Source organism: Sinimarinibacterium thermocellulolyticum, assembly GCF_040327995.1.
In the GTDB taxonomy this organism is placed as follows: Bacteria; Pseudomonadota; Gammaproteobacteria; order Nevskiales; family Nevskiaceae; genus Solimonas; species Solimonas thermocellulolyticum.
The window spans coordinates 37,073-57,102 of the sequence record NZ_JBEPIJ010000007.1; the positions used below are offsets into that span (position 1 = coordinate 37,073).

General features: G+C 68.8%; 13 protein-coding genes. 6 read left to right on the top strand and 7 right to left on the bottom strand.

Annotated elements, in window-relative coordinates; genetic code table 11:
* Window positions 1-168: 168 nt before the first annotated feature.
* The 4 genes from ABSH63_RS07790 to ABSH63_RS07805 all read right to left on the bottom strand — a co-directional run bounded on the left by ABSH63_RS07790 (window position 169) and on the right by ABSH63_RS07805 (window position 7,079).
* Window positions 169-1,053 carry a hypothetical protein gene (locus ABSH63_RS07790; protein WP_352888782.1) on the bottom strand — a complete coding sequence of 295 codons (885 nt, stop codon included), beginning with the start codon at window positions 1,051-1,053 and terminating at the stop codon, window positions 169-171.
* A 46-nt stretch (window positions 1,054-1,099) separates the two neighbouring features.
* The gene (locus ABSH63_RS07795; RefSeq protein WP_352888783.1) at window positions 1,100-2,092 is read right to left on the bottom strand and encodes a hypothetical protein; all 993 of its coding nucleotides are present in this window, start codon (window positions 2,090-2,092) and stop codon (window positions 1,100-1,102) included.
* Window positions 2,093-2,219: 127 nt separating this feature from the next.
* Entirely contained in the window at window positions 2,220-2,921 is a 702-nt protein-coding gene (locus ABSH63_RS07800) for a hypothetical protein (RefSeq protein ID WP_352888785.1), read from the bottom strand.
* 45 nt (window positions 2,922-2,966) lie between these two features.
* Window positions 2,967-7,079: a choice-of-anchor U domain-containing protein gene (locus ABSH63_RS07805; protein WP_352888787.1), complete on the bottom strand. Its 4,113-nt coding sequence runs from the start codon at window positions 7,077-7,079 to the stop codon at window positions 2,967-2,969.
* Window positions 7,080-7,184: 105 nt separating this feature from the next.
* Here ABSH63_RS07805 and ABSH63_RS07810 point away from each other — a divergent pair, with 105 nt between their 5' ends.
* Window positions 7,185-7,790 carry an ECF-type sigma factor gene (locus ABSH63_RS07810; protein ID WP_352888788.1) on the top strand — a complete coding sequence of 202 codons (606 nt, stop codon included), beginning with the start codon at window positions 7,185-7,187 and terminating at the stop codon, window positions 7,788-7,790.
* Here ABSH63_RS07810 and ABSH63_RS07815 read toward each other — a convergent pair.
* Window positions 7,742-10,165, bottom strand: a complete 2,424-nt coding sequence (locus ABSH63_RS07815) for a serine/threonine-protein kinase (protein WP_352888790.1) — start codon at window positions 10,163-10,165, stop codon at window positions 7,742-7,744. The genes ABSH63_RS07810 and ABSH63_RS07815 overlap by 49 nt on opposite strands.
* A gap of 62 nt (window positions 10,166-10,227) precedes the next feature.
* Window positions 10,228-11,628, bottom strand: coding sequence for a 16S rRNA (cytosine(967)-C(5))-methyltransferase RsmB (gene rsmB, locus ABSH63_RS07820; protein WP_352888792.1), 1,401 nt, complete (start codon window positions 11,626-11,628; stop codon window positions 10,228-10,230).
* 416 nt (window positions 11,629-12,044) lie between these two features.
* Between rsmB and ABSH63_RS07825 the strand changes: the two genes are divergently transcribed.
* The 3 genes from ABSH63_RS07825 (at window position 12,045) to ABSH63_RS07835 (ending at window position 16,670) form a co-directional block, all read left to right on the top strand.
* Window positions 12,045-13,886 (top strand): CocE/NonD family hydrolase, encoded by a 1,842-nt coding sequence (locus tag ABSH63_RS07825; RefSeq protein WP_352888794.1) that lies wholly within the window; start codon window positions 12,045-12,047, stop codon window positions 13,884-13,886.
* Window positions 13,887-14,164: 278 nt separating this feature from the next.
* Window positions 14,165-15,508: a chloride channel protein gene (locus tag ABSH63_RS07830; RefSeq protein WP_352888796.1), complete on the top strand. Its 1,344-nt coding sequence runs from the start codon at window positions 14,165-14,167 to the stop codon at window positions 15,506-15,508.
* Between the two features lie 169 nt (window positions 15,509-15,677).
* Entirely contained in the window at window positions 15,678-16,670 is a 993-nt protein-coding gene (locus tag ABSH63_RS07835; protein WP_352888798.1) for a malate dehydrogenase, read from the top strand.
* 214 nt (window positions 16,671-16,884) lie between these two features.
* On the opposite strand, the gene ABSH63_RS07840 is transcribed toward ABSH63_RS07835, so the two are convergent.
* Window positions 16,885-17,871 (bottom strand): SPOR domain-containing protein, encoded by a 987-nt coding sequence (locus ABSH63_RS07840; RefSeq protein ID WP_352888800.1) that lies wholly within the window; start codon window positions 17,869-17,871, stop codon window positions 16,885-16,887.
* Between the two features lie 198 nt (window positions 17,872-18,069).
* On the opposite strand from ABSH63_RS07840, the gene ABSH63_RS07845 reads away from it, so the two are divergent.
* Complete coding sequence (locus ABSH63_RS07845) at window positions 18,070-19,530, top strand: RimK family ATP-grasp domain-containing protein (RefSeq protein WP_352888802.1); 1,461 nt, start codon at window positions 18,070-18,072, stop codon at window positions 19,528-19,530.
* A complete protein-coding gene (locus ABSH63_RS07850) occupies window positions 19,527-20,009 on the top strand; it encodes a GNAT family N-acetyltransferase (RefSeq protein ID WP_352888804.1) in 483 nt (160 codons plus the stop codon). Before ABSH63_RS07845 ends, ABSH63_RS07850 begins: the two co-directional genes overlap by 4 nt.
* The last annotated feature ends 21 nt before the right edge of the window (window positions 20,010-20,030 follow it).

Here is a 20,030-nt window from a genome sequence, read left to right on the forward strand (position 1 = left end):
CCTGCGTCGAGTACGGACTTCACCACCCGCCCGACACCTCCAATGATCCGTGGCCCTAAATTGGGGGAGGGGACACCCGGGCTTGCTCCAACGCCTCAAGCCCTTGCGGGCTTGAGGCGCGTCCGGCCGTCCCTGACCGTCCCGAGAGCTTGAAAAGTTCACCAGCGCTCAGCCGCCGAACAGCTTCTCGAAAGCCTTGTCGAGCACCTTGTCGACGGCTTCGTCGGTGGCCTGGTCGACTTCCTGGTTGGCGCGGTCTTCGACACGCTCCTGCTGACGCTGCGCCTTCTGGCCGAACAGGCCGCCGAGCGGATTGCCGCCGCCGGTGTTGGCGGCACCGGCGGCGCCGGCGTCGGCATTGGCCGCCGCACCGCCGGAAAACAGGCTGCCGAGGTCCGGCATCTGCTGCGGCTGCGCCGGCAGCGTGAAGCGCGAGGGCGGCGGCGTGCTGCCACTGAGCGACACCAGCTTGTATTGCGTGCCGAAGCGCAGCACACCCTGGCCCTTGAGCTCGGCGCTCATGCGCTTGCTGCCCTCCGGTATCTGCACGCCGAAGGCCTTGGCCATGGTCTCGCTCACGAGCATCATGCTGTCGCTCATCTCGCGCAGGTTCTTGTCGTTCGACAGCACGATCTCCTCGGTCTTGCGCTCGCCGTCGTCGACATAGGTCAGCACATGGACCTTGCCGCTGATGCCGGCCACGGTCTCGGTGCGGCCGGTGTCGCTGAGGCTGATGAACTGGTCGACGTCCTGGTTCACGCTTGCCATCGACTGCTGGGCGATACCGCCGAGCATCTTGCCCATGCCGGACATGTCGATGACCATCGGCTGGCCGTTCTGCTCGGTGACGCTGTAGATCTTGCCGTCACGCATGATCATGTAGTTGCCGTCCTGCTGCGGCACATCCATGCGCAGCAGCGCGCCGTCGAATTCGTAGGTGATCCGCTGCTTGTCGCTGCCTTCGCCGGCTTCGACGACGGCTTTGCCGCCGGCCCAGGCCCAGGCGGGCGTCGCGGCGACGGCGATGGCGATCAGGGTTCGTGAGAGGTTCATGCACTGCTCCGGTGGGGGTGGATCAAGACGTGCGCGCGCATCGCGCTCACGAACGTGCGGCCGGTGTCGCTGCCGCAGGGGTATCGAAGCGATTCTTGGTGAAGGCCATCGCCTTGTCACCCAGTTCCTTGAACTTGCCCGACGCCGAGTCGAGCTTGTTGGCCCAGTCCTCGCGCGGGGTCTGGCCCTCGGTGGCCTTGAAGTAGGCCTGCATCAGGCAGGTCATCGCAATCGGATCGATCAGCGCGGCCTTGAGCGAGTAGGCGGTGATTGCCGCAATCGCGAAGGTCCAGAAGCCGGCGACGCCGGGGAACAAGGCCGCCAGGGCAGCAACCGGCGCGAACACGAGAATGAACACCAGCAAGGTCAGGAACCAGACAAACACGGTCAGCCACAGCGCATTCTTCAGCAGGTTCTGGTAGTTCTGCGCGTACAACACGACACCGTCGCGCGCACCGGCCCAGGGATTCTGCTGCTGCGTGCGGATGTTGTACGCGAGGATCACCTCGTCGACGTAGGTCAGCGACATGTTGATGACCGCGGTAACGAACTTCATCACGTTCTGCAGCGCCGGAATCGGCAGGATGGCCGAGATCGTCAGCACCGTGGCATTGAATGCACGCAGAATGCCCTTGATCAGCTGGTCGACGCCGAACAGCACCGAGGATTCGACGAAGCGCTCCTTGACCACCGCGGTGGCGTGGGTGATCTGGTTCCTGCCCTCGGGAATCGGCTGGTTGTCGAGCAGCGGCACCAGCACCGCGATGTGGCCGGCCTTGACCATATACAGCAGGTACTCGCGAGCGAAATAGAGCACGCCCGAAACGATTGCAAAGCCGGTGCTCGCCCCCCAGAACGCGCCATTGGCTGCCGCCTCGGCATCACCGGTACTGCCGATCAGATAGCCGATGCCGCCCCCGCCGCCGGTGGCAATAACGTATGCCAGCGTGATGCCCAGATAGATCACCAGCCGCAGGCCGATGAACGGCGCGGTCCGCGCCATCAGACCGAGAGCTCTGCCGAGTTCGAAATCCCACATTGTCAGCTCCCTGCCTGTTCCAGATCCGAGTTGATTGATTGCCGGCGGCGCGTGCCGATCGGACGCTGCGACTCTACGCGGTGCGCTGTGCGGCGGGCGTGATGATCGGCACGTTCCATCATCGTTCCTAGAGTTTCGGCTTCGCGCGCAGCTCGGTGATGTCGAAACGACCGCTGGCGCCATCGACAGTCTGGCCTGCGAGCTTCTTTGCCAGCACGTTCGGCACCATCTTGTCGGCCTTGAAACTGCCGGCGATGCGCCAGGTGCTGTCTTCAATCTGCTCGAATCGTTCGATGCTGACCTCGGCCGGATGCGCTTCGTCAGTCGTGAACGATTGCGTCAGTTTCCTGTTGTCCGGCGTGTACTCAAGGACGGCGGACTCAAGGCGGTTGTCTGCCATCGTGAAGCTCAGGACCAGCGCGGCGGTCGCGCCGCCGGCCGAAATGCCGCGGATCGTGACATTGCGACGCTTGATCATGTCGATATCGCGCAGCTCGGACGTGTAGATCGTCTTGCCAGCGAAATGGTCGGCAAGCGCTTGTACGTCGCTGCTCTGCACCTTCACATCGCCCTTCAGCCGGGCGTTGGCGTCGTCCAGCGTGCGTCGTCCCTCGGCGCTGTCGAGCTGTTGCGCGGCGACCTCGCCGAGGTTGTCGGCGAGTTTGGTGGCGATCGAGCGATAGACCGTCGCCCCCTTGCCGATGTCGAGCTCGATCGTGCCTTGCAGGCGCTCATTGGGTTTGAGCGCGTCATCGGCGGCCACGTCGATCGGCAGCGCATCGGCGGCAACCGCGTCGCTGCTGCCGCTGCCTCCACAGGCGCTGAGCAAAAGGCCGGTCAGCAGCGCGGCGGATGTCAGACGGATACTCATGTTTCACTCCTGCGCGGCGTCGGCCGCAATCAATTTCACGCCGGTCTTGACGCCGGCGACCCATCCTTCGCCTTCCTCGCGAAGACTCATCGGATAACCGCGTCCCTTCAGATGGCAACGCGGGTACTCGATGAAGAAGCTGCCGGTCGGTTCGTAATGCCAGCCGCCGCAGCTGTCGTCCTGAACGCATAGCGCCTGGCATTCCTCGGCGGTCTGGCCGACGGCGAACTCCTCGACCCGGGTGCCGTCGCTGCCTTCGGCGCCGTCGATGGCGCCGCCGGCCGCCCATTCGAGCGCGAAGCCGGGTATCCACTGCTCGGCGGTCGTGACCGCGCTCGCCGGTGCCGGAGTGGGTGCGGCCACTTCGCCCAGCGCTGCATTCAGCCCGGCGGCGTCGCGTGCCTCGAGATAGCGACCGCCGGTGTTGCGCGCCAGGCACTGCAGTTGCTCGCGCGCCTTACCCTCGGGCAGGTCGAAACCGATGACGTTGGCGGTGAAATCGATACCAAGCTGTTCGAGCTCCGCACCGAGCGCGCAGGGGTCGGCGTTGCAGGTTTCCTCGCCGTCGCTGACGAGGATCACCGTCGCCTTCTGCTCGGTGAACTTGAGCTGCTCGGCGGCGAGTCGCACCGCTGCCGTGATCGGCGTCATGCCCTTCGGCGTGAGTTGCTGGACCTGAGCGCGCAGGGCTGCGGTGTCGCGCACAGCGGCGGGCAGTAGCACTTCGATGTCCGTGCAGTCGCCCTTGCGCCGATGGCCGTAGGCGATCAGCCCCAAGCCCTGTTCGGCCGGCCAGTCCTGCAGCATCGCGTCGACGGCATCACGCGCGAGCTCGATCTTGGTGCGGCCCTCGAGCTGGCCCCACATCGACCCCGAGGCGTCGAGTACCAGCATCGACTGTCCGCCGCCTGCTGCGGCCCCGCCTGCAAACAGGCCGAGCAGCGCCGTCGCCAGTCGGCCGGCGCGGCGCCGCAGCGCCGCGAGACCGAGGCCGAGCAGGGCCAGGCTGCCGATCGCGCCGCCGCCGCTGCCCGCGGCCGGCGCATCCTTGGCGCGCGCCGGCGTGCCCGGATCGCGGATCACCCCGTCGGCCACGCCGTCGGCGTCGCCGGCGCCGCCATCGGTCAGTGTTAGCGTGACCGTGCGGCCGTCCGCCGTCGCACCGGCAAAGGGGGCGCAGCCGGCGACATCGCACTTGACGTAGGTGTCGGCCAGCACGCCCCCGGGTAGCAGCAGGCTGACCTCGACGCTCGCGCCCGGCGCCAGCCCGGTGATGTCGAAGGCGAGGAAGTCGATCGGATAGTCGAAGTCTGCGGGCAGGTTCGCGGGGGCGGCGACCGTGCGTAAAGCCTGGAGGCTGCCGCTGGCCGTGACGATTTCGACGACGCGTCCGTCACCCAGGACGATTTCGCCGCGCGCGACCGGCGTGGGTGTCGGCGTCGCATTGGCCGTCGGCTGCGGGGTCGGCGTGCCAGTCGGAACGGCCGTCGGTGTGGGTGTCGGTGACGCGGTTGCGACCGGCGTCGGCACCGGCGTGGGGGTCGCTGTCGGCAACGGGGTCGGCGTGCCAGTCGGAACGGCCGTCGGTGTGGGTGTCGGTGACGCGGTTGCGACCGGCGTCGACACCGGCGTGGGGGTCGCTGTCGGCAACGGGGTCGGCGTGCTGGTCGGCTCCGGTGTCGGGAACGGTGTGGGTGACGGACTTGCCGTGGGGACTGGCGTCGGCAGCGGTGTCGACGAAGGGGTCGGTGTCGGCGCCACATCGTCGTCGAGCGCGGTGATGCGTGCGACCGAAGGCGTGTCGAGGACGGTGCCGCCGGCGGGATCGAGCAGGCGCGCGGTGTAGGTCTGGTTGCCGTCGGCGCGGCTGTTCTCGGCGGTGTCGATGCCGACGGTGCGGGTGCTGGTGTCGCCGGCGGCCCAGTTGAGCGGACCGGCGACGAGCAGGGTGCCGTCCGCGTCGTCGCGGATCTCGAAGCGCACCGAGATCGCGCCGGCATCGCCGAACACGCGCTCGACGGTCAGATTGGCCCGCTCGCCCTCGTTCACGGTGACGCTGCTGGCGGTGAAGCGCAGGCTGCCGGCGACGTCGTTGTCGAGAAAGGTCATCGCGGCCGTGGCCGGCGTGCCGAGCGTGGCGCCGCCGGCGGGTTCGCTCAAGCTGGCGGTGAACTGCTTCGAGCCGGACGGCGCGCTGTCGTCCTCGCTGCTCAGGCCGATGGTCTTCGGCGCCGCGTCGCCGTCGGCCCAGTCCAGCGTGCCGCCGACGAAGACGGTGCCCGTGGCGTTCTCGGTGATCGCGAAACGTACCGAGATCGCGCCGTCGCTGCCGCCGGTGCGCTCGACCGTCAGCTCGGCGCGCTCGCCCTCGGTGACGGTCACACCGGTGGCGCCGAAACGCAGGCTGCCCGGCAATGCCGCGCCGCTGGTTCGCGACACGAAGCTGCCCTGTCGCGTGTTGCCGACCGTGACGGCGAGATTGGTCGAGCGCACCAGGCCGCCCGCGATCAGCCGCGTGGTCGTGTCGGTGTCGATCGTTGCGGCCGCGGTGTGGCCGAGTTGCACATTCAGCGACGGCGGTACGCCGCTGCCGGAAACGAAGCGCAGCGTGCCGAAATCCGGCGGCGCGGCGTGACTGAACGACGCGCCACCGTCGAGAACCGCCTCGCCGTCGAACAGGCGCAGCGGGATGCGCACGAACTCACTGACGCCGGTGATCTCGACGGCCTCGCTCAGCACCGGCGTGCCGGGCTTGACGTGGGTGAGCGGCGCGAATGTGAACGGCTCCGGCGTCACGTCGAGTTCGTTGCTGACGATCGGTGTCGCCAGCACCAGCCAGCGCGCGAGCACCGAGCCGCTCTCCGCGACGCCGAGACCGACCGACACCAGGCGCTGCTGGAACGGATCGTAGGCGGTTGCGAAGAGCTGGTTGGTCCGCGTTGCACTGCCCAGCGGGTCGAAGAAGCCGCCGCCGAATGCGAGGCCCTGGCTGAAGATCGCGACCAGCGGACGGGTCGGCTTGATGTCATAGCTGCCGACCGCGACGGCACCGCCATTGGGCAATAGTTGCACGTCGCTGATCTGGTCGAAGCCGAAAGCTTCGTCCTGACGGGCGAGCAGGGTGCCATCGGGTGCAAACAGCAGCAGCCAGGCGCGGCCGGAGCCGCCGGCCGTGGAGCGGCCGCCGATCAGGAAGCTGCCATCGGGTGCGACATCGGCACCCCCGACGTCGTTCGAGGCGCCGACGTTATTGCCGTCGCGGACCGCGAACAGCAGAGGCTCGCCGTTGTTGAAGCTCGTGTCCGGGCTGCCATCCGGCATCAGCCGCCAGAACAGCATCTCCGAATCATTGCTGAAGTCGCTGCTGGCGGTGCCGGCGAGGAAGATGCGGCCGTCCTCGAGCAGGTTGACCGAGGTGAACTGCACCAGCGGGTAGCTGCGCTGGAAGAAGTTTGGACTGCCGATGCCCGGGGCGACACTGACGTAGCCGTCGCCGCTGAAGCCGGTATCGATACTGCCGTTGGGATTCAGGCGCGCCACCACGGCACTGCCGCCGCTCTGCAGTGCGCCGCCGCTGCTGCCGGCGGCGAGGATCTTGCCGTCGGCCTGCATCGCCAGCACGTCGAGTTGGTCGAAGCGCAGGCTGTTGTCGAAGGTGAAGTCGTTGAATGCCGCAGTGTTGCTGCCCTGGGCGTCGTAACGAACGATGCGGGTGAAGCTGTCGGTCGGCGAGTTGGCATTGGCCAGCGTCAGCGCGGCGACGACACCGCCGTCCGGATGGGCCAGCAGGGCGCGGCGCCCGACCGACAGGCTGCCGCTGTGCTGCAGGTCGACGTTGAATATCGGATCGAGCGTCCCGTCCGCACCGTAGCGGCGGATGTGGAAGCGCTGGTCCGTGGAATCCTGATTGTTGGTCGAATTGCCGCTCACGTAGAAGCTGCCGTCGGCTCGAAGCGCGAGTGCGCCGGCCAGCGCGCCGTGGCTGGATTCCCCGGGACTGGTGTAGACGGTGCCGTCTGCATTGAAGCTCGCGCCGGCCTGAAGGGCGCCGGTGCCCGCCAAGACTGCAACCAGCGCGACCGCAGCCGCGTACCTGCCATCGATATGCTTCCTCATTTCCGTATTCCGTGAACACCGGCACAGGCGGGATGACGCGGATGCCGGCAAAATCCGGCTCATCGCCGGCCGCCTTTAGGGTCGTCTGTAAGGGATATACGGATCGTGAGCGCCAATCCGGACATCGCAGTTGATGCCGATCCTGCCCCCGTCGGCGGGGCGGGCAGCGTGGGCGCGAGCCGTGAATTGGCAGCGTTGCTGTATCCGGAGCTGCGGCGCGCGGCGCGGGGCATCCGCGCTGGGGTACGCGCGGGGGACACCCTGCAGACCACCGCGCTGATCCATGAGGCTTATCTCAAGCTGGCGCGTGCGAGCGTCTGGCAGAGCCGAGGGCACTTTCTCGCAGCGGCAGCGATGGCGATGCGCCAGGTTCTGGTTGACGATGCCCGCGCGCGGCTCGCGCTGCGCCGCGGCGAGGGCCTCGTGCCGCTATCGCTCGATGCGCCGGGCGTTCAAGAGGTTCCGCATGAGGCCGAGCCGGACGAGCGCGTCGTCGCCGTCGCCGACGCGTTGGAGCAATTGGGCCGGCTCAATCCCCGGCTCGCGCAGGTGGTCGAATGTCGCTATTACGCCGGGTACACCGAGGCGGAAACGGCGCTCGCTCTGGACATCAACGAACGCACGGTGCGCCGTGACTGGGTCAAGGCGCGAGCGTGGCTGTTTCAGGCCTTGTCGGATTCCGCTGGTGCGGCGGAACCGGCCCCCCACTGACGGCGCAGGGCCTCGATCTGCGGCAAAAAAGGCGCGCCGCTGCGGCCGAGATCGCGCAGCCGTACTTCGGCGCGATCCAGTCTGCTGAGCGCCGTAGCCAGATCGCCACGCGAGTGTGCGACTCTCGCGCGTGACACATCGAGCAGCGCCGTCAGCACGTGTGCCTCGCCGTAGGTTTCCCGTAGCAGCGGCGCCAGGGAGTCCAGTTCGGACGCAGCCTGGTCCGGTTCGCCGAGGGCACTCAGGGTGTCGGCGAGCCCCAGGCGTGCGGACACCGTCAGCACGCTGCTGGCGCCCGCGTACCGTTCGCCCAGCTCGACGGCCTCGCGCAGCAGGGGCAGCGCCTCGTCGGCGCGATCGATCTGCGTCAGGGTCTTGCCGAGGTTGTTGACGAGCGCCGCCAGCGCCGCCGACGGCGGATACAGCTCGCGACGCAGGTTCAAGGCGCGCTCGAACACCGGCACCGCCGCGTCCGGACGCTGTCTGCGCATCTCGGCGGCGGCCCAGTTGTTGAGCGTGTTCAGCGCATCGGCGCTGCGATCGAGACGGAGCGCCGCCCAGATCGCGCTGGCCTGCTCGAAGCGCGCGATCGCCTCGTCGAAGCGGCCGACCTGGTAGTAGGCGATGCCGAGGTTGTTGACGAGTTTTCCGGTTTCGCGATGGATCTCGCCGGACAGCGCGAGGCGTTCCGGCAGCGCCGCTTCGAGTGTGCGCAACGCCTGTTCAGGGTTGCCGTTCGCGCGTTCCAGCTGCGACTGGAGCAGCCGGCTCATCGCCAGTTCCTCGCGGTAGGCTTGCGGCCTTGCATTCCAGAACGTCTGTGCGGCGGTGAGCATCCGCGCGGCTTCGCCCTGCTGGTCGTCGCGGAACTCGATCTGCGCCAGATCGTGTTGCGCCATCGCCCGCTGTTCGTCGGGAACCGCGCTGCCTTCGCGCAGTAGACGTTCGAGCAGCGGCCGCGCACCGGTGTAATCGTCGAGCGAGAAGTACAGCTCGGCCAGCGCGATGAGGATGTCGGCATAGGCGCCGGGATCGCCGGCGAACTCGTCGTGCATGCGCGCCGCGGCGCGATCGAGCACGTCCTTGGCGGTGACCGAGGCGCCCGCCGCCTGGTCGCCGGCGCTGCGGAACATCAGCATCAGATACTGGCGCACGGCGTCGGCGCGCTCCGCCTCGCGGCGCGCGAGATCGCGTTCGATCGCCGTTTCGCGTGCCTGCCACAGCACGCCAGCGAGCCCGAGCAGCAGTGACGCGAACACCGCTGCGCCCGCCGCGAACCACCAGCGACGGCGCCGTATCGTGCGGCCGAGCAGGTAGGGCAGCGTGGCATCGCGGGCGCGTACCGGGCGCGCGTCGAGCCAGGCGCGCAGATCGTCCGCGAGCGCATCGACCGTCGCGTAGCGCTGATCCGGTCTGGAACGCAATGCCTTGAGCACGATGCTGTCGAGATCGCCGCGCAGTCTGCGCGCCAACGCTCCACGGACGCGGCTGCTCGGCAAGGGCGGATCGCCGGCGGACAGGCGTTCGAGTGTCTGCAGCAGCGCGGCGCCACCGCTCATCCACAGGCGCTGGCCGGTCAGCAGCTCGTGCAGGATCACGCCGAGCGCGTAGACATCGGTTGCGGCCGAGACCGGTTCGCCGCGCAGTTGCTCTGGCGCGCAGTAATCCGGCGACGCCCGGATCACCTGCGTGACATCACCGGCCGGCGCCGCGTCGAGCAGCTTGGCAATGCCGAAATCGAGCAGCTTCACGCGAGCGTCGGCGGTGACCAGAATATTTGAGGGCTTCAGGTCGCGATGAACGATCAGGTGCTGGTGCGCATGGCTGACCGCCGCGCACACCTGTAGGAACAGCTCGATACGCGCACGCAGCTGCAGGTCGCGGGCATGCGTGGTCAGCGCGCTGCCTTCGACGAACTCCATCACCGCATACGGCAGGCCATCGTGTTCGCCGCCGTCCAGCAGATGGGCGATACCCGGGTGTTCGAGGCGACTGAGGATGCGGCGCTCCTCGGCGAAGCGTCGGCGCGCGTCGGCGGAGTCCAAGCGCGTCAGCAGCTTGAGCGCGGCGCGCTGTTCGAAGTCGCGATTGGCGCGCGTGGCCGCATAGACCTCGCCCATGCCGCCGCGACCGAGCAGCGTGCCGACGCGCCACTGGCCGACCAGCGTCCCCGGCGTCAGCCGCGTGTGCGCCGGTGTATGCGGTTGCAGGAAATCGCCGCTGGCGGCCTCGGCCTGCAGCAGCTTGTCGACCTCTGCACGCAGTGCCGGGTCTGCGCATTCACGATCGAGAAACGCGGCGCGCGCATCCGCGTCGAGCTCGAGCGCGGCGTCGAACAGGGCTTCGATGCGGGACCAGCGCTGGGCGTCGTCCATGGTCTGCACAGGCCAAGTGGGAAGGGCAAGCTAACGGTGCCCCCGACGCCGCGCAAGTCGCGCTACGGCTTTTTCTCGAATACCGCGTAGTAGAAGCCGTCGTGCGCGCCGCCGGGGGCGAGGCGCCGACCGTGCTCGGTCTTCTCGCCCCAGGCCGCGTCGATCGGCACGACGCGCAAGTCTTCCCCGAGCAGGCGAAAGCGGTTGGCGATCTCGTCGCCCTCATCGCGCAGCAGCGAGCAGGTCGCGTAGACCAGCCGGCCGCCCGGCTTGAGCAGCGGCCACAGCGCCTTGAGCAGCTTGAGCTGGGTCTGCTGCAAGGCCGGAACATCGGTCGGCCGGCGCAGCCACTTGATGTCCGGATGGCGGCGGATGACGCCGGTGCCGGAGCAGGGTGCGTCGACCAGGATGCGGTCGAAGGGCTTGCGGTCATGCCAGCGTGCCGGCTCGCCCGCATCACCGGCGAGCACCGTGGCCTTGAGCTTGAGGCGACGCAGGTTCTCGTCGACGCGGATCAACCGTGTGCCATCGGCGTCGAGCGCGGTGAGGTTCACGTCGGCGCGTTCGAGGATGTGCGCGGTCTTGCCGCCGGGCGCGGCGCAGGCGTCGAGTACGCGCTGTCCCGGCTTGAGGTCGAGTAGATCGACCGCGAGCTGCGCCGAGGCGTCCTGCACCGAGACCTGGCCGCTGACGAAGCCGGGAATCTTCTCGACCGGACGTGGCTCGGCAAGCGTGACCGCATCCGCTGCATGCGGATGGGCCTCGGCGGCGATGTTCATCTCGGCGAGGCGTTTGACGTATTCGTCGCGCGACAGCCGCCGGCGATTGACGCGCAGCGTCAGCGGTCCCTGGAGGTTGTTGGCGGCGAGCACCGCTTCCCAGTGCTGCGGCCAGTCGCGCTGCAGCATTTCGACCAGCCACGCCGGATGCGAATGCCGCACGGCCGGATCTTTCGGCAGGCGCTGTTCGAGCGCGGCGCCTTCGCGCGCGTAACGCCGCAGCACGGCGTTGACCAGACCGTGCAACTGCGGCTGCTTGAGGATCTCGACGGCGTCGACGGTCTCGTGGATCGCCGCGTGCGCCGGCGTCTTGAGCGAGCGCATCTGGTGGATGCCGACGAGCAGCAACGCGGCGATGTCGTCGTCGGCGGCCAGCGGCTTGTCGAGTAACTGCACGGTGAGCCACTGCAGCGCCGAGAGCTCGCGCAGCACGCCGTAGGACAGCGTGCGCACCATCGCCGCGTCCGATGCCAAGCGCAGGCGCGCGGCCGGTTCGAGCGCATCGTCGAGCGAGCGCCCGCGCAGCACGCGGCTGATCGTGCGCGCGGCGACGGCGCGCACATTGGCGAGCGGTCGGTGATTGCCGCGCAGCGGCGCATCGCCGCCGGGACGCGGTACACGCGGACGCTCGTGACTCGCCGAACTGCCGGCGCCGACGCGCGAGGGCTTGTGCTGAATCGCCACCGGCTTGCTGCTCGTCGGTCTGGCGTTGCCACTCGGACGCTGATCCGGGCGCGCGCCCGGTCGGCCACTGGCGCGGCCGTTGGGCTTTTGTCCGCGATACGGCCCTTTGGCATCCGGATTCTTGCCGGACCCGCCGCTGCCGGTCCGGCCCGGACCGCCGCCCACGTGCGGCTTTCCGCCGTAGGGGTTCGCGGACGCTTGGCCAGATGGACGGCCCGTGGGGCGATTGGATGAGCTGGGCGGGCGACTGTTCTTCATGCGGCGCGCATCATCGCAGGCGCGCCGATCGCGCGATAGTCCGGGCGCGGCGGCCAATCCCCGGCGCGCCGTCGTGCTGGCAACATGCGCGACCCGGGTTCGCGGTGGCTGAGCGCGCCCGCGCGGTGACAGACGATGCGAGATCGAGGAGTGTGCGAATGAAGACGGCGATGCTGCGACGGTTCACGCTGGCGGCGGTGCTGGTGCTCGGCGCTTGTGGCGGCGGCGGTGGCGGCGCGCCGGGCGCGGGCAGCGACGCCAAGTGGTTCACCTACGAGCGCGCCGAGGACTATCCGGGCGTGGCGCAGATCGGCGGCCTGAAGATCACGATGGCGGACGGCATCGAACTGTCGGCCAGCGTCGCACTGCCGGCCGATGCCGACGGCAATCCCGCCGAGGGGCCATTCCCGGTCATTCTGACGCAGACCGGCTACAACAAGAGCATCCCGGCGATTCCGGCGTCGAACGACTATCTGGTCAAGCGCGGCTACGCGCACCTGTCGGTGGACGTGCGCGGCACCGGGCTGTCGCAGGGTCAGTGGGAGGCTTTCGGCGAGACCGAGCAGGCCGACTATCTGGCGGTGATCGACTGGGCGTCGAAGCAGGCCTGGAGCAACGGCAGCGTCGGCACCTGGGGCGCATCGTTCATGGCGATCACCCAGCTCTACACGGCGGCGCACCAGCACCCGGCGCACAAGGCAGTGTTCGCGATCGTGCCGATGGCCGATGGCTACCGCGACATCGTCTTTTCCGGCGGCCAGACCAACATCGGCTTCATTCCGTTGTGGATGGGCCTGGTCACGGCGCTCGGCGTGCTGCCGGTGGAGCCCGACCCGGTGGCGCCGGTGACGATGCTCGAACACCTGAGCAGCGCGCTGCTGAATTTCCAGGTGCCGGTGATCCTGCAGTCGGCGCTCGGCGTCGGCGGCTACAACTACGACGGCGAGTTCTGGCGCACGCGCTCGCCGATCGAGCAGGCCGATCGCATCCGCATTCCGACCTTCATCGTCGGCGGTCTCAACGACATCTTCCAGCGTGGCGAGCCGCTGCTGTACGAGGCGATCTCGCGCAACACCACGACCAAGCTGCTGATCGGGCCGTGGCAGCATCTCGACGGCGCCAGCGGCGCCGGCCTGCCACGCGATGGTGTGCCGCCGCTGAACAACCTCGCGCTGATGTGGTTCGATCAGTACCTGCGCGGCCTCGATGTCGGCGCCGCCTCGGTGCCCAATGTCACCCAGTACTACTACGGCGCCGAGCGCTACGCGACGACGACCGACTGGCCGCACCCGCAGGCGCGCGCCGAGCGCTGGTATCTGCGCGGCGACGGTGCGCTGTCGCGCGAGCCGCCGGCCGCCGGCGAAGGCGGCCGCGTGGTGCTGCAGCAGCCGGCCAACGGCATCTGCTCGACCAGCACCTCGCAGTGGACCGCCGGCCTTCTCGGTCTGGTGCCGCTGCCGTGCTTCGACAGCAACAACCTCAACGAGAACCCGCTGTTCGAGATCACCTACAGCACCGAGCCGATGGCCGAGGACTACGTCGTCAATGGCCCGATCCAGGCCGATCTGCACATCTCGACCACCGCGCTCGACGCCGGCGTGCTGGTGCGCGTCACCGAAGTGTCGCCGGACGGCAACTCGCGCGAGCTGACCAACGGCATCCTCACCGCGTCGCTGCGCCAGGTCGATCCGGCGCGCTCGCGCTATCTCGACGGCCAGATGATCCAGCCCTGGCATCCGTTCACCGAGGCCTCGCGCGAGCCGGTCGGCATGAACACCATCGTCCATCTGCCGGTCGAGGTGTTCCCGTCGAGCTTCGTCATCAAGCAGGGCTACCGCTTGCGTGTGACCGTCGGCGCCAGCGACTTTCCGCACGGCCTGCCGCCGGTGGTCGATCTGGTCGACCAGCTCGTCGGCGTGATGACCGTGCACAGCGACGCCGAACATCCGTCGAGCATCGTCGTGCCGGTCGTGCCGCGTAGCGCGCTGCCGGCCGATTGAGCGGACGACACATCGGCGCCGTCACCGAACGCGGCCGATCTCGCTGCATGGCCGTCCGGGCGTGCCTTGCCCGCAGCGCGGGCGCTGACGCGCGGAAATGGTAAGGTCGGGACTGCGCGTACCGTCCACCAGCGGGCTTGACTGCCCCGGCGCGGCGCACCGTGCCCGCGGCGACGCGGCCTTGCGCGTCGCGGACCTCGATGAGCGAGCAGCCGATCGATGAGCGCCCCGAAACAGCGATGCCCCGTTTTCCCCGGCACCGCCCCCGGGGGGTCGGCATGAGCCGCCGCCGCTTTCCACTGCGCGCCCGTGTGCGCCTCGTCTTAATGCGCTGGCGTCCGCGCGCCGCATATTGGACGGCCGCCGCGGCCATCGGCCTGGCGGCGGCCGCGTTCGCCTGGAGCAGCGAGGCAGCCCAGCACCTGTTCTTCGCCGTGGACGAGCGCCTGCCTTGGCTGGCGCTGCTGCTGACGCCGTTGGGGATGGTCGCCGTCGCTTGGATCACGGCCCGCGTCGCGCCCGGCGCCGCCGGTAGCGGCATCCCGCAGGTGCTCGCGGCGCTGCGCAATGAAGGCCGCGCGCTGCGCGCCGAGCTGCTGGCGCTGAAGACCGCAGTGATGAAGATGGTGCTGACCGTCGTCGGCATCGCCTGCGGCGCCTCGGTCGGACGCGAGGGCCCGACCGTGCAGATCGGCGCGGCCATCGCCAACGTCGTGGGTGTGCGTCACCGAAACCCGGCGGTCCAGCGCAGCCTGATCCTCGCCGGTGGGGCGGCAGGCGTGGCCGCCGCTTTCAACACGCCGGTGGCGGGCATCGTCTTCGCCTTTGAGGAACTCGCCCGTAGCCTGGAAGAGAAGGCGAGCGGTACCTTGCTGCTGCTGGTGATCATCGCCGCCGTGGTGGCGATGTCGCTACTCGGCCATCGCGTCTATCTGGGCGTGGTCGATGCCCACCTCGTGCACTGGCACGAGTGGCGCGCCGTGCTGATCTGCGGCGTCGCCGGCGGTCTCGCCGGCGGCCTGTTCAGCCGCGTGCTGTACGCCGGTAACCGGCGCATGCGCGAGCTGCGCCAGCGTTGGGGCTGGCGCGTATCCGCGGCTTGCGGCCTGGGCGTCGCCGTGCTGGGTCTGCTGTCGCTGGGTGCGGCCTACGGCAGCGGCTATCGCGAGACCCTGGTCGCGCTCGAGGCGCCGGAGCAGTTGCCGCTGCTGTATCCATTGATCAAGGCCGCGGCGACCCTGCTGTCGTATCTCAGCGGCATCCCCGGGGGCGTGTTCTCGCCTTCGCTGGCCATCGGCGCCGGCCTGGGCGCCGACCTCGCCCACTTGCTCGACTTTGCGCCTACGGCCGCCGTCGTGCTGCTGGGCATGGCCGCCTATTTCTCCGGGGTCACCCAGACGCCGCTGACCGCGGCCGTGATCGTCTCGGAGATGACCTTGGACCAGCGCATGGTCCTGCCGCTGATGGCCGCCAGCCTCATCGCCGCCGGCATCGCGCGGCTGATCTGGCGCGACTCCCTGTACCAGGCCCTGATGCGCGACATCCTCGCCGACGCGGCAGAACCGTCGTCCACGTCCGCGCCCAAGCGCCGCTCCTCGACGCCGCGATCGCCTGGAACATGACTGATCGGAGACGCGACATAGGGATGCGTGCTTCATGCTCGATCCCTCGCGCCGAGAACGGCCGGGCCGGCCGGGGCCGAAAAGCGCCGGGAACGGGTAAAATCGCCGCCCCTTTCGGCCGTTCGGCCGCCCAACCGTCCCTCCATCGGACCATCCACGGAGTTCTTTGATGAAAAAGCCCGTCAAGGTCGCCATCACCGGCGCCGCCGGCCAGATCGCCTACTCGCTCATCTTCCGCATCGCCTCCGGTTCCATGCTCGGCCCCGACCAGCCGGTGATCCTGCAGCTACTCGAAGTGCCGGTGCCCGAGGTGTTGGAGAAGCTCAAGGGCACGGTGATGGAGATCGACGACTGCGCTTTTCCGCTGGTGCACGGCGTGGAAATCCATTCCGACCCAATGGCGGGTTTCGAGGGTACCGACTACGCGCTGCTGGTCGGCGCGCGTCCGCGCGGACCCGGCATGGAGCGCAAGGACCTGCTCACCGCCAACGGCGGCATCTTCGGTCCACAGGGCAAGGCGCTCGCCGCCAAGGCGAACAAGGATGTGCGCGTGTTGGTGGTCGGCAACCCGGCCAATACCAACGCCCTGATCGCGGCGACCGCCGCCGCGCGCGGCGGGCTCGATCCGAAGCAGTTCCATGCCATGGTGCGTCTGGACCACAACCGCGCGGTGAGCCAGCTCGCGACCAAGACCGGTGCACACAACACCGAAATCGAGAAGATGATCGTCTGGGGCAATCACAGCTCCACGCAGTATCCGGACCTCAGCCACTGCACGGTCCGCGGCAAGCCGGCCAAGTCGCTGGTCGACCAGGCCTGGATCGAGAAGGAATTCATTCCCACGGTGCAGCAGCGCGGCGCCGCGATCATCAAGGCACGCGGCTTGTCGTCGGCGGCCTCGGCGGCCTCGGCCGCGGTGGATCACATGCGCGACTGGGTGCTGGGCACGAACGGCAAATGGGTGAGCATGGGCGTGCCTTCCGACGGCAGCTACGGCATCAAGCCCGGCGTGGTCTACGGCTATCCCTGCATCTGCAAGAACGGCCAGTATGAGATCGTGCAAGGCCTGTCGATCGACGCGTTCTCCCGCGCGCGCATGGATGCAACCGACACCGAGCTGCGCGAGGAGCGTGCGGCGATCGAGGATCTGCTCAAGGCCTGAAGCGATACGGTTGGCCGTAAGGGAGTCCGCTGCCGCAGCGCGGCCCTGTCGTATTCGTGCCCGGGACCTTGCGCGCCTCGCGTGGCGGTGGCCGCCGTCCGAGCGCCGAGTCGGTCACGCGCCCGCAGGTGTTGGCGCACGTCGGGCGCTGCGGGCGGGTTTCGCGTCCGGCCGAAACCGATCGGGCGCGGGCGCGCGCAAGCTTGGGCGGCGCTCAGGGTAGGCGCGCGATCCAAGCACCGGCCAGGCCGCGCCGGTTGCGGATCGCCGCGATGTCCGCTGCGGCCTGGGCCTTGGTCGCGTAGCGGCCGCTGACGACGCGCCAGGTGATCGCGCCGTCGTTGCGACGCGCCTCGACGACGCGTGTATCCAGGCCGAGGCGGCGCAGCCGCGCGGCCTCGCTTTCGGCGCGGACGCGTTCCGGCAGCGAGGCCAGCACGATGGTCCAATGGCCGGAGCCGGCCGGCTGCGCGGACGTCGTTGCTGGCTCGGCAGCGGGCTGCGCAGCCGCAGGTGTGCGCTCGGACGCCGGTGGCGTCGGGGTGACCGTCGACGTCACCGCCGGCGGCGTCGGCACGCTGGTGCGCTGGATGCGACTCGCCAGCGGCCCGGCCGCCGCGGCGTCGAGGTGCTGCAGGCCGGTCGCGGTCACGCGCAGGCAACTGCCGGCTTCGTCGAGCCGCTGCGGTCCGGCCGGCGTCTGCAATTCGACGGCGCCGCCGATCAGGCAGACCTCGTCATGGGCCGCTGTGCGCTCCATCCACACGGCGGCGCCGAACGCGCGCATGCGCAGCGCCGCGAAGTTGATGCGCAGATCCGCCGGCACGCTGCCCGTGCGCGGACGGCTGTCGGCCAGCACCGCACCGGCCTCGACCACCAGCCGCAGCAGATGCATGCGCGCCGGCGGGTCGACCGCCTCGACGCTGTGGACCAACACACGGCTGGCGTCGCCGAGCGCGAGCAGACCGGCGGGTTCGAGCCGCAGTTCCAGACGGCCATGCCGGCCGGTGACGACGCGGGTGCCGGGTTCGACGGCCTCGGCCGGCCGCAGCGGCTGGTGGATGCCGTCGCGGATCGCCACCGTCTCGCCGCTGGCGCCGGCGACGCCGAGCGCCGTCGCCTGGGCCGCGAGCGGCGCGCACGCGCCCCACAGCCACAGCATGATGAGACCGGTCGATCGGATGGTCATGCGGATGGTCATCGCATCGTACTCTGCGAACGCTCCGGGTGCAGGCAAGAGTAGGGGCAAGGCGGCGTGCTGTCAGCCTCGGCGGCGGCTTTAGACTTTTGAATGCGCCTTCAATACGATGCTCGCGCGCAGCCGCCACCCCGCCATGCCCGACCCGCTCCCCGCCGATCCCCTGCCCGCTGTTTTCGTCATTGCAGCGACGTTCGCCGTATGAGCGGCATCGTCGTCGTCGACCAACGCAGCGACTGGCCGGTGGACATCCCCGGCATGGAGGTCGTGCTGGCCTGGGACTATCTGACCCAGGAGTTGCATACGCGCGCTCGGCGCGTGCGCGTCTACAACCTGTGCCGGTCCTTCGCCTACCAGTCCACTGGCTACTACGTGTCGCTGCTCGCCGGCGCGCGCGGACACAAGCCGCTGCCGGAGATCACGACGATCCAGGATCTCAAGCTCGCCGAGAGCCCGCGCATCGTCAACGATGAGATCGAGGAGCTGATGCAGCGCTCGCTGGCGCGCATCGGCTCCAACGAGTACGTGCTCAACATCTACTTCGGCCGCAGTCTGGCCAAACGCCACGAGCGACTCGCGAGCTTCCTGTTCAACCAGTTCCCGGCGCCGCTGCTGCAGGCCACCTTCGTCTACAAGGGCGATGAGTGGCGCGTCGAATGGGTCGGGCCGATCGCGCTGGGCGAGGTGCCGACCTCACATCACGAATTCCTGTACGAGGCCGCGCGCGACTACTTCGAGCGCAAGCGCAGTCCGCGAGTGCGCCGCGAGTCGGCGCGCTATGACCTCGCGATCCTGATCAACGAGCACGAAAAGGAACCGCCGTCGAATGCGCGCGCGCTGAAACTCTTCGAAAAGGCGGCCGAGGATCTGGGCTTCGACGTCGAGTTCATCGACAAGCGCGACTACGGCCACGTCGCCGAGTTCGACGCGCTGTTCATCCGCGAGACGACCGCCGTCAACCATCACACTTACCGCTTCGCGCGGCGCGCGGCGCGCGAGGGGCTGGTCGTGGTCGACGATCCGCTGTCGATCCTGCGTGCGGCCAACAAGGTGTTCCTCGCGCAGTTGATGGAGCGCCACCGCATCCCGCAGCCCAAGACCATGCTGATCCACTCGCGAAATCTCAAGCTTGTGGCCGAGGCCTTGGGCTTTCCCTGCGTGCTCAAGCAGCCGGATTCGCAGTTTTCCAAGGGTGTGATCAAGGTCGAGAACGCGGCCGAGCTCAAGCAGAAAGCCGCGGAGATGCTGGAGCGCTCGGATCTGATCATCGGCCAGAGCTTCGAGCCCACGGACTACGACTGGCGCGTCGGCGTGCTCGATGGCCAGCCGCTGTACGCCTGCCGCTACTTCATGGCCAAGGATCACTGGCAGGTGGTCAAGCGCGCCGGCGACGGCGCCAAGGTCGAAGGCAACCACGAGACCCTGGCGATCGAGGATGCGCCGGCGCAGGTCGTCAGCATCGCCGTGCAGGCGGCGCGCGCGGTCGGCAACGGCCTGTACGGGGTGGATTTGAAGCAGTTCGGCAAGGTGGCCAAGGTGATCGAGGTCAACGACAACCCCAACATCGATCACGGGGTCGAGGACCTGGTGCTCAAGGAGGTGCTGTACCGGCGCATCATGGAGCACTTCATCAAGCGCCTCGAAGCGCGCACGCGCACGTGAACCGGGCGTTGCGCACGGCGCGCGTGCGCCGCGCACGCGCCGAGGATGCCGCCGGCATCCTCGCGCTGGAGCAGCACTTCCCCGGCGATCGTATGAGCGCGCGCAGTGTGCGGCACTTGCTGCGTGCGGCGAGCGCCTGCGTGCGCGTCGCCTGCCTGGACGGCGCCGTGGTCGGTGCGGTGATTCTGCTCTTGCGCCGCAACAGCCGCTGGGCGCGCATCTATTCGGTGGCGGTCGATCCGCGCTGGCGCGGCCTGGGGATCGGCCGGCGCCTGGTGCTCGCCGCCGAGGCCGATGCGCGGCGCCTCGGGCGCGACGGCGTTACGCTCGAAGTGCGCGAGGACAACGCCGCGGCGCGCGCGCTGTATGAGAATCTCGGCTATCGCATCGACGCCGTGCTGCCGGGATACTATGAGGACGGTGCACCGGGTATCCGCTTGCGCAAGCCGTTCGCGCCGCCGCTGCGCTCTGGCCGCTAGATGCACGTGCCAAACTGGTCT

Excerpts from the sequence above, each read along its gene's own strand:
- ABSH63_RS07845 (WP_352888802.1), top strand. The coding sequence starts at position 18,070 with ATGAGCGGCATCGTCGTCGTCGACCAACGCAGCGACTGGCCGGTGGAC.
- ABSH63_RS07795 (WP_352888783.1), bottom strand. The coding sequence starts at position 2,092 with ATGTGGGATTTCGAACTCGGCAGAGCTCTCGGTCTGATGGCGCGGACC.
- ABSH63_RS07825 (WP_352888794.1), top strand. The coding sequence starts at position 12,045 with ATGAAGACGGCGATGCTGCGACGGTTCACGCTGGCGGCGGTGCTGGTG.
- ABSH63_RS07805 (WP_352888787.1), bottom strand. The coding sequence starts at position 7,079 with ATGAGGAAGCATATCGATGGCAGGTACGCGGCTGCGGTCGCGCTGGTT.
- ABSH63_RS07835 (WP_352888798.1), top strand. The coding sequence starts at position 15,678 with ATGAAAAAGCCCGTCAAGGTCGCCATCACCGGCGCCGCCGGCCAGATC.
- ABSH63_RS07815 (WP_352888790.1), bottom strand. The coding sequence starts at position 10,165 with ATGGACGACGCCCAGCGCTGGTCCCGCATCGAAGCCCTGTTCGACGCC.
- ABSH63_RS07830 (WP_352888796.1), top strand. The coding sequence starts at position 14,165 with ATGAGCCGCCGCCGCTTTCCACTGCGCGCCCGTGTGCGCCTCGTCTTA.
- ABSH63_RS07840 (WP_352888800.1), bottom strand. The coding sequence starts at position 17,871 with ATGACCATCCGCATGACCATCCGATCGACCGGTCTCATCATGCTGTGG.
- ABSH63_RS07790 (WP_352888782.1), bottom strand. The coding sequence starts at position 1,053 with ATGAACCTCTCACGAACCCTGATCGCCATCGCCGTCGCCGCGACGCCC.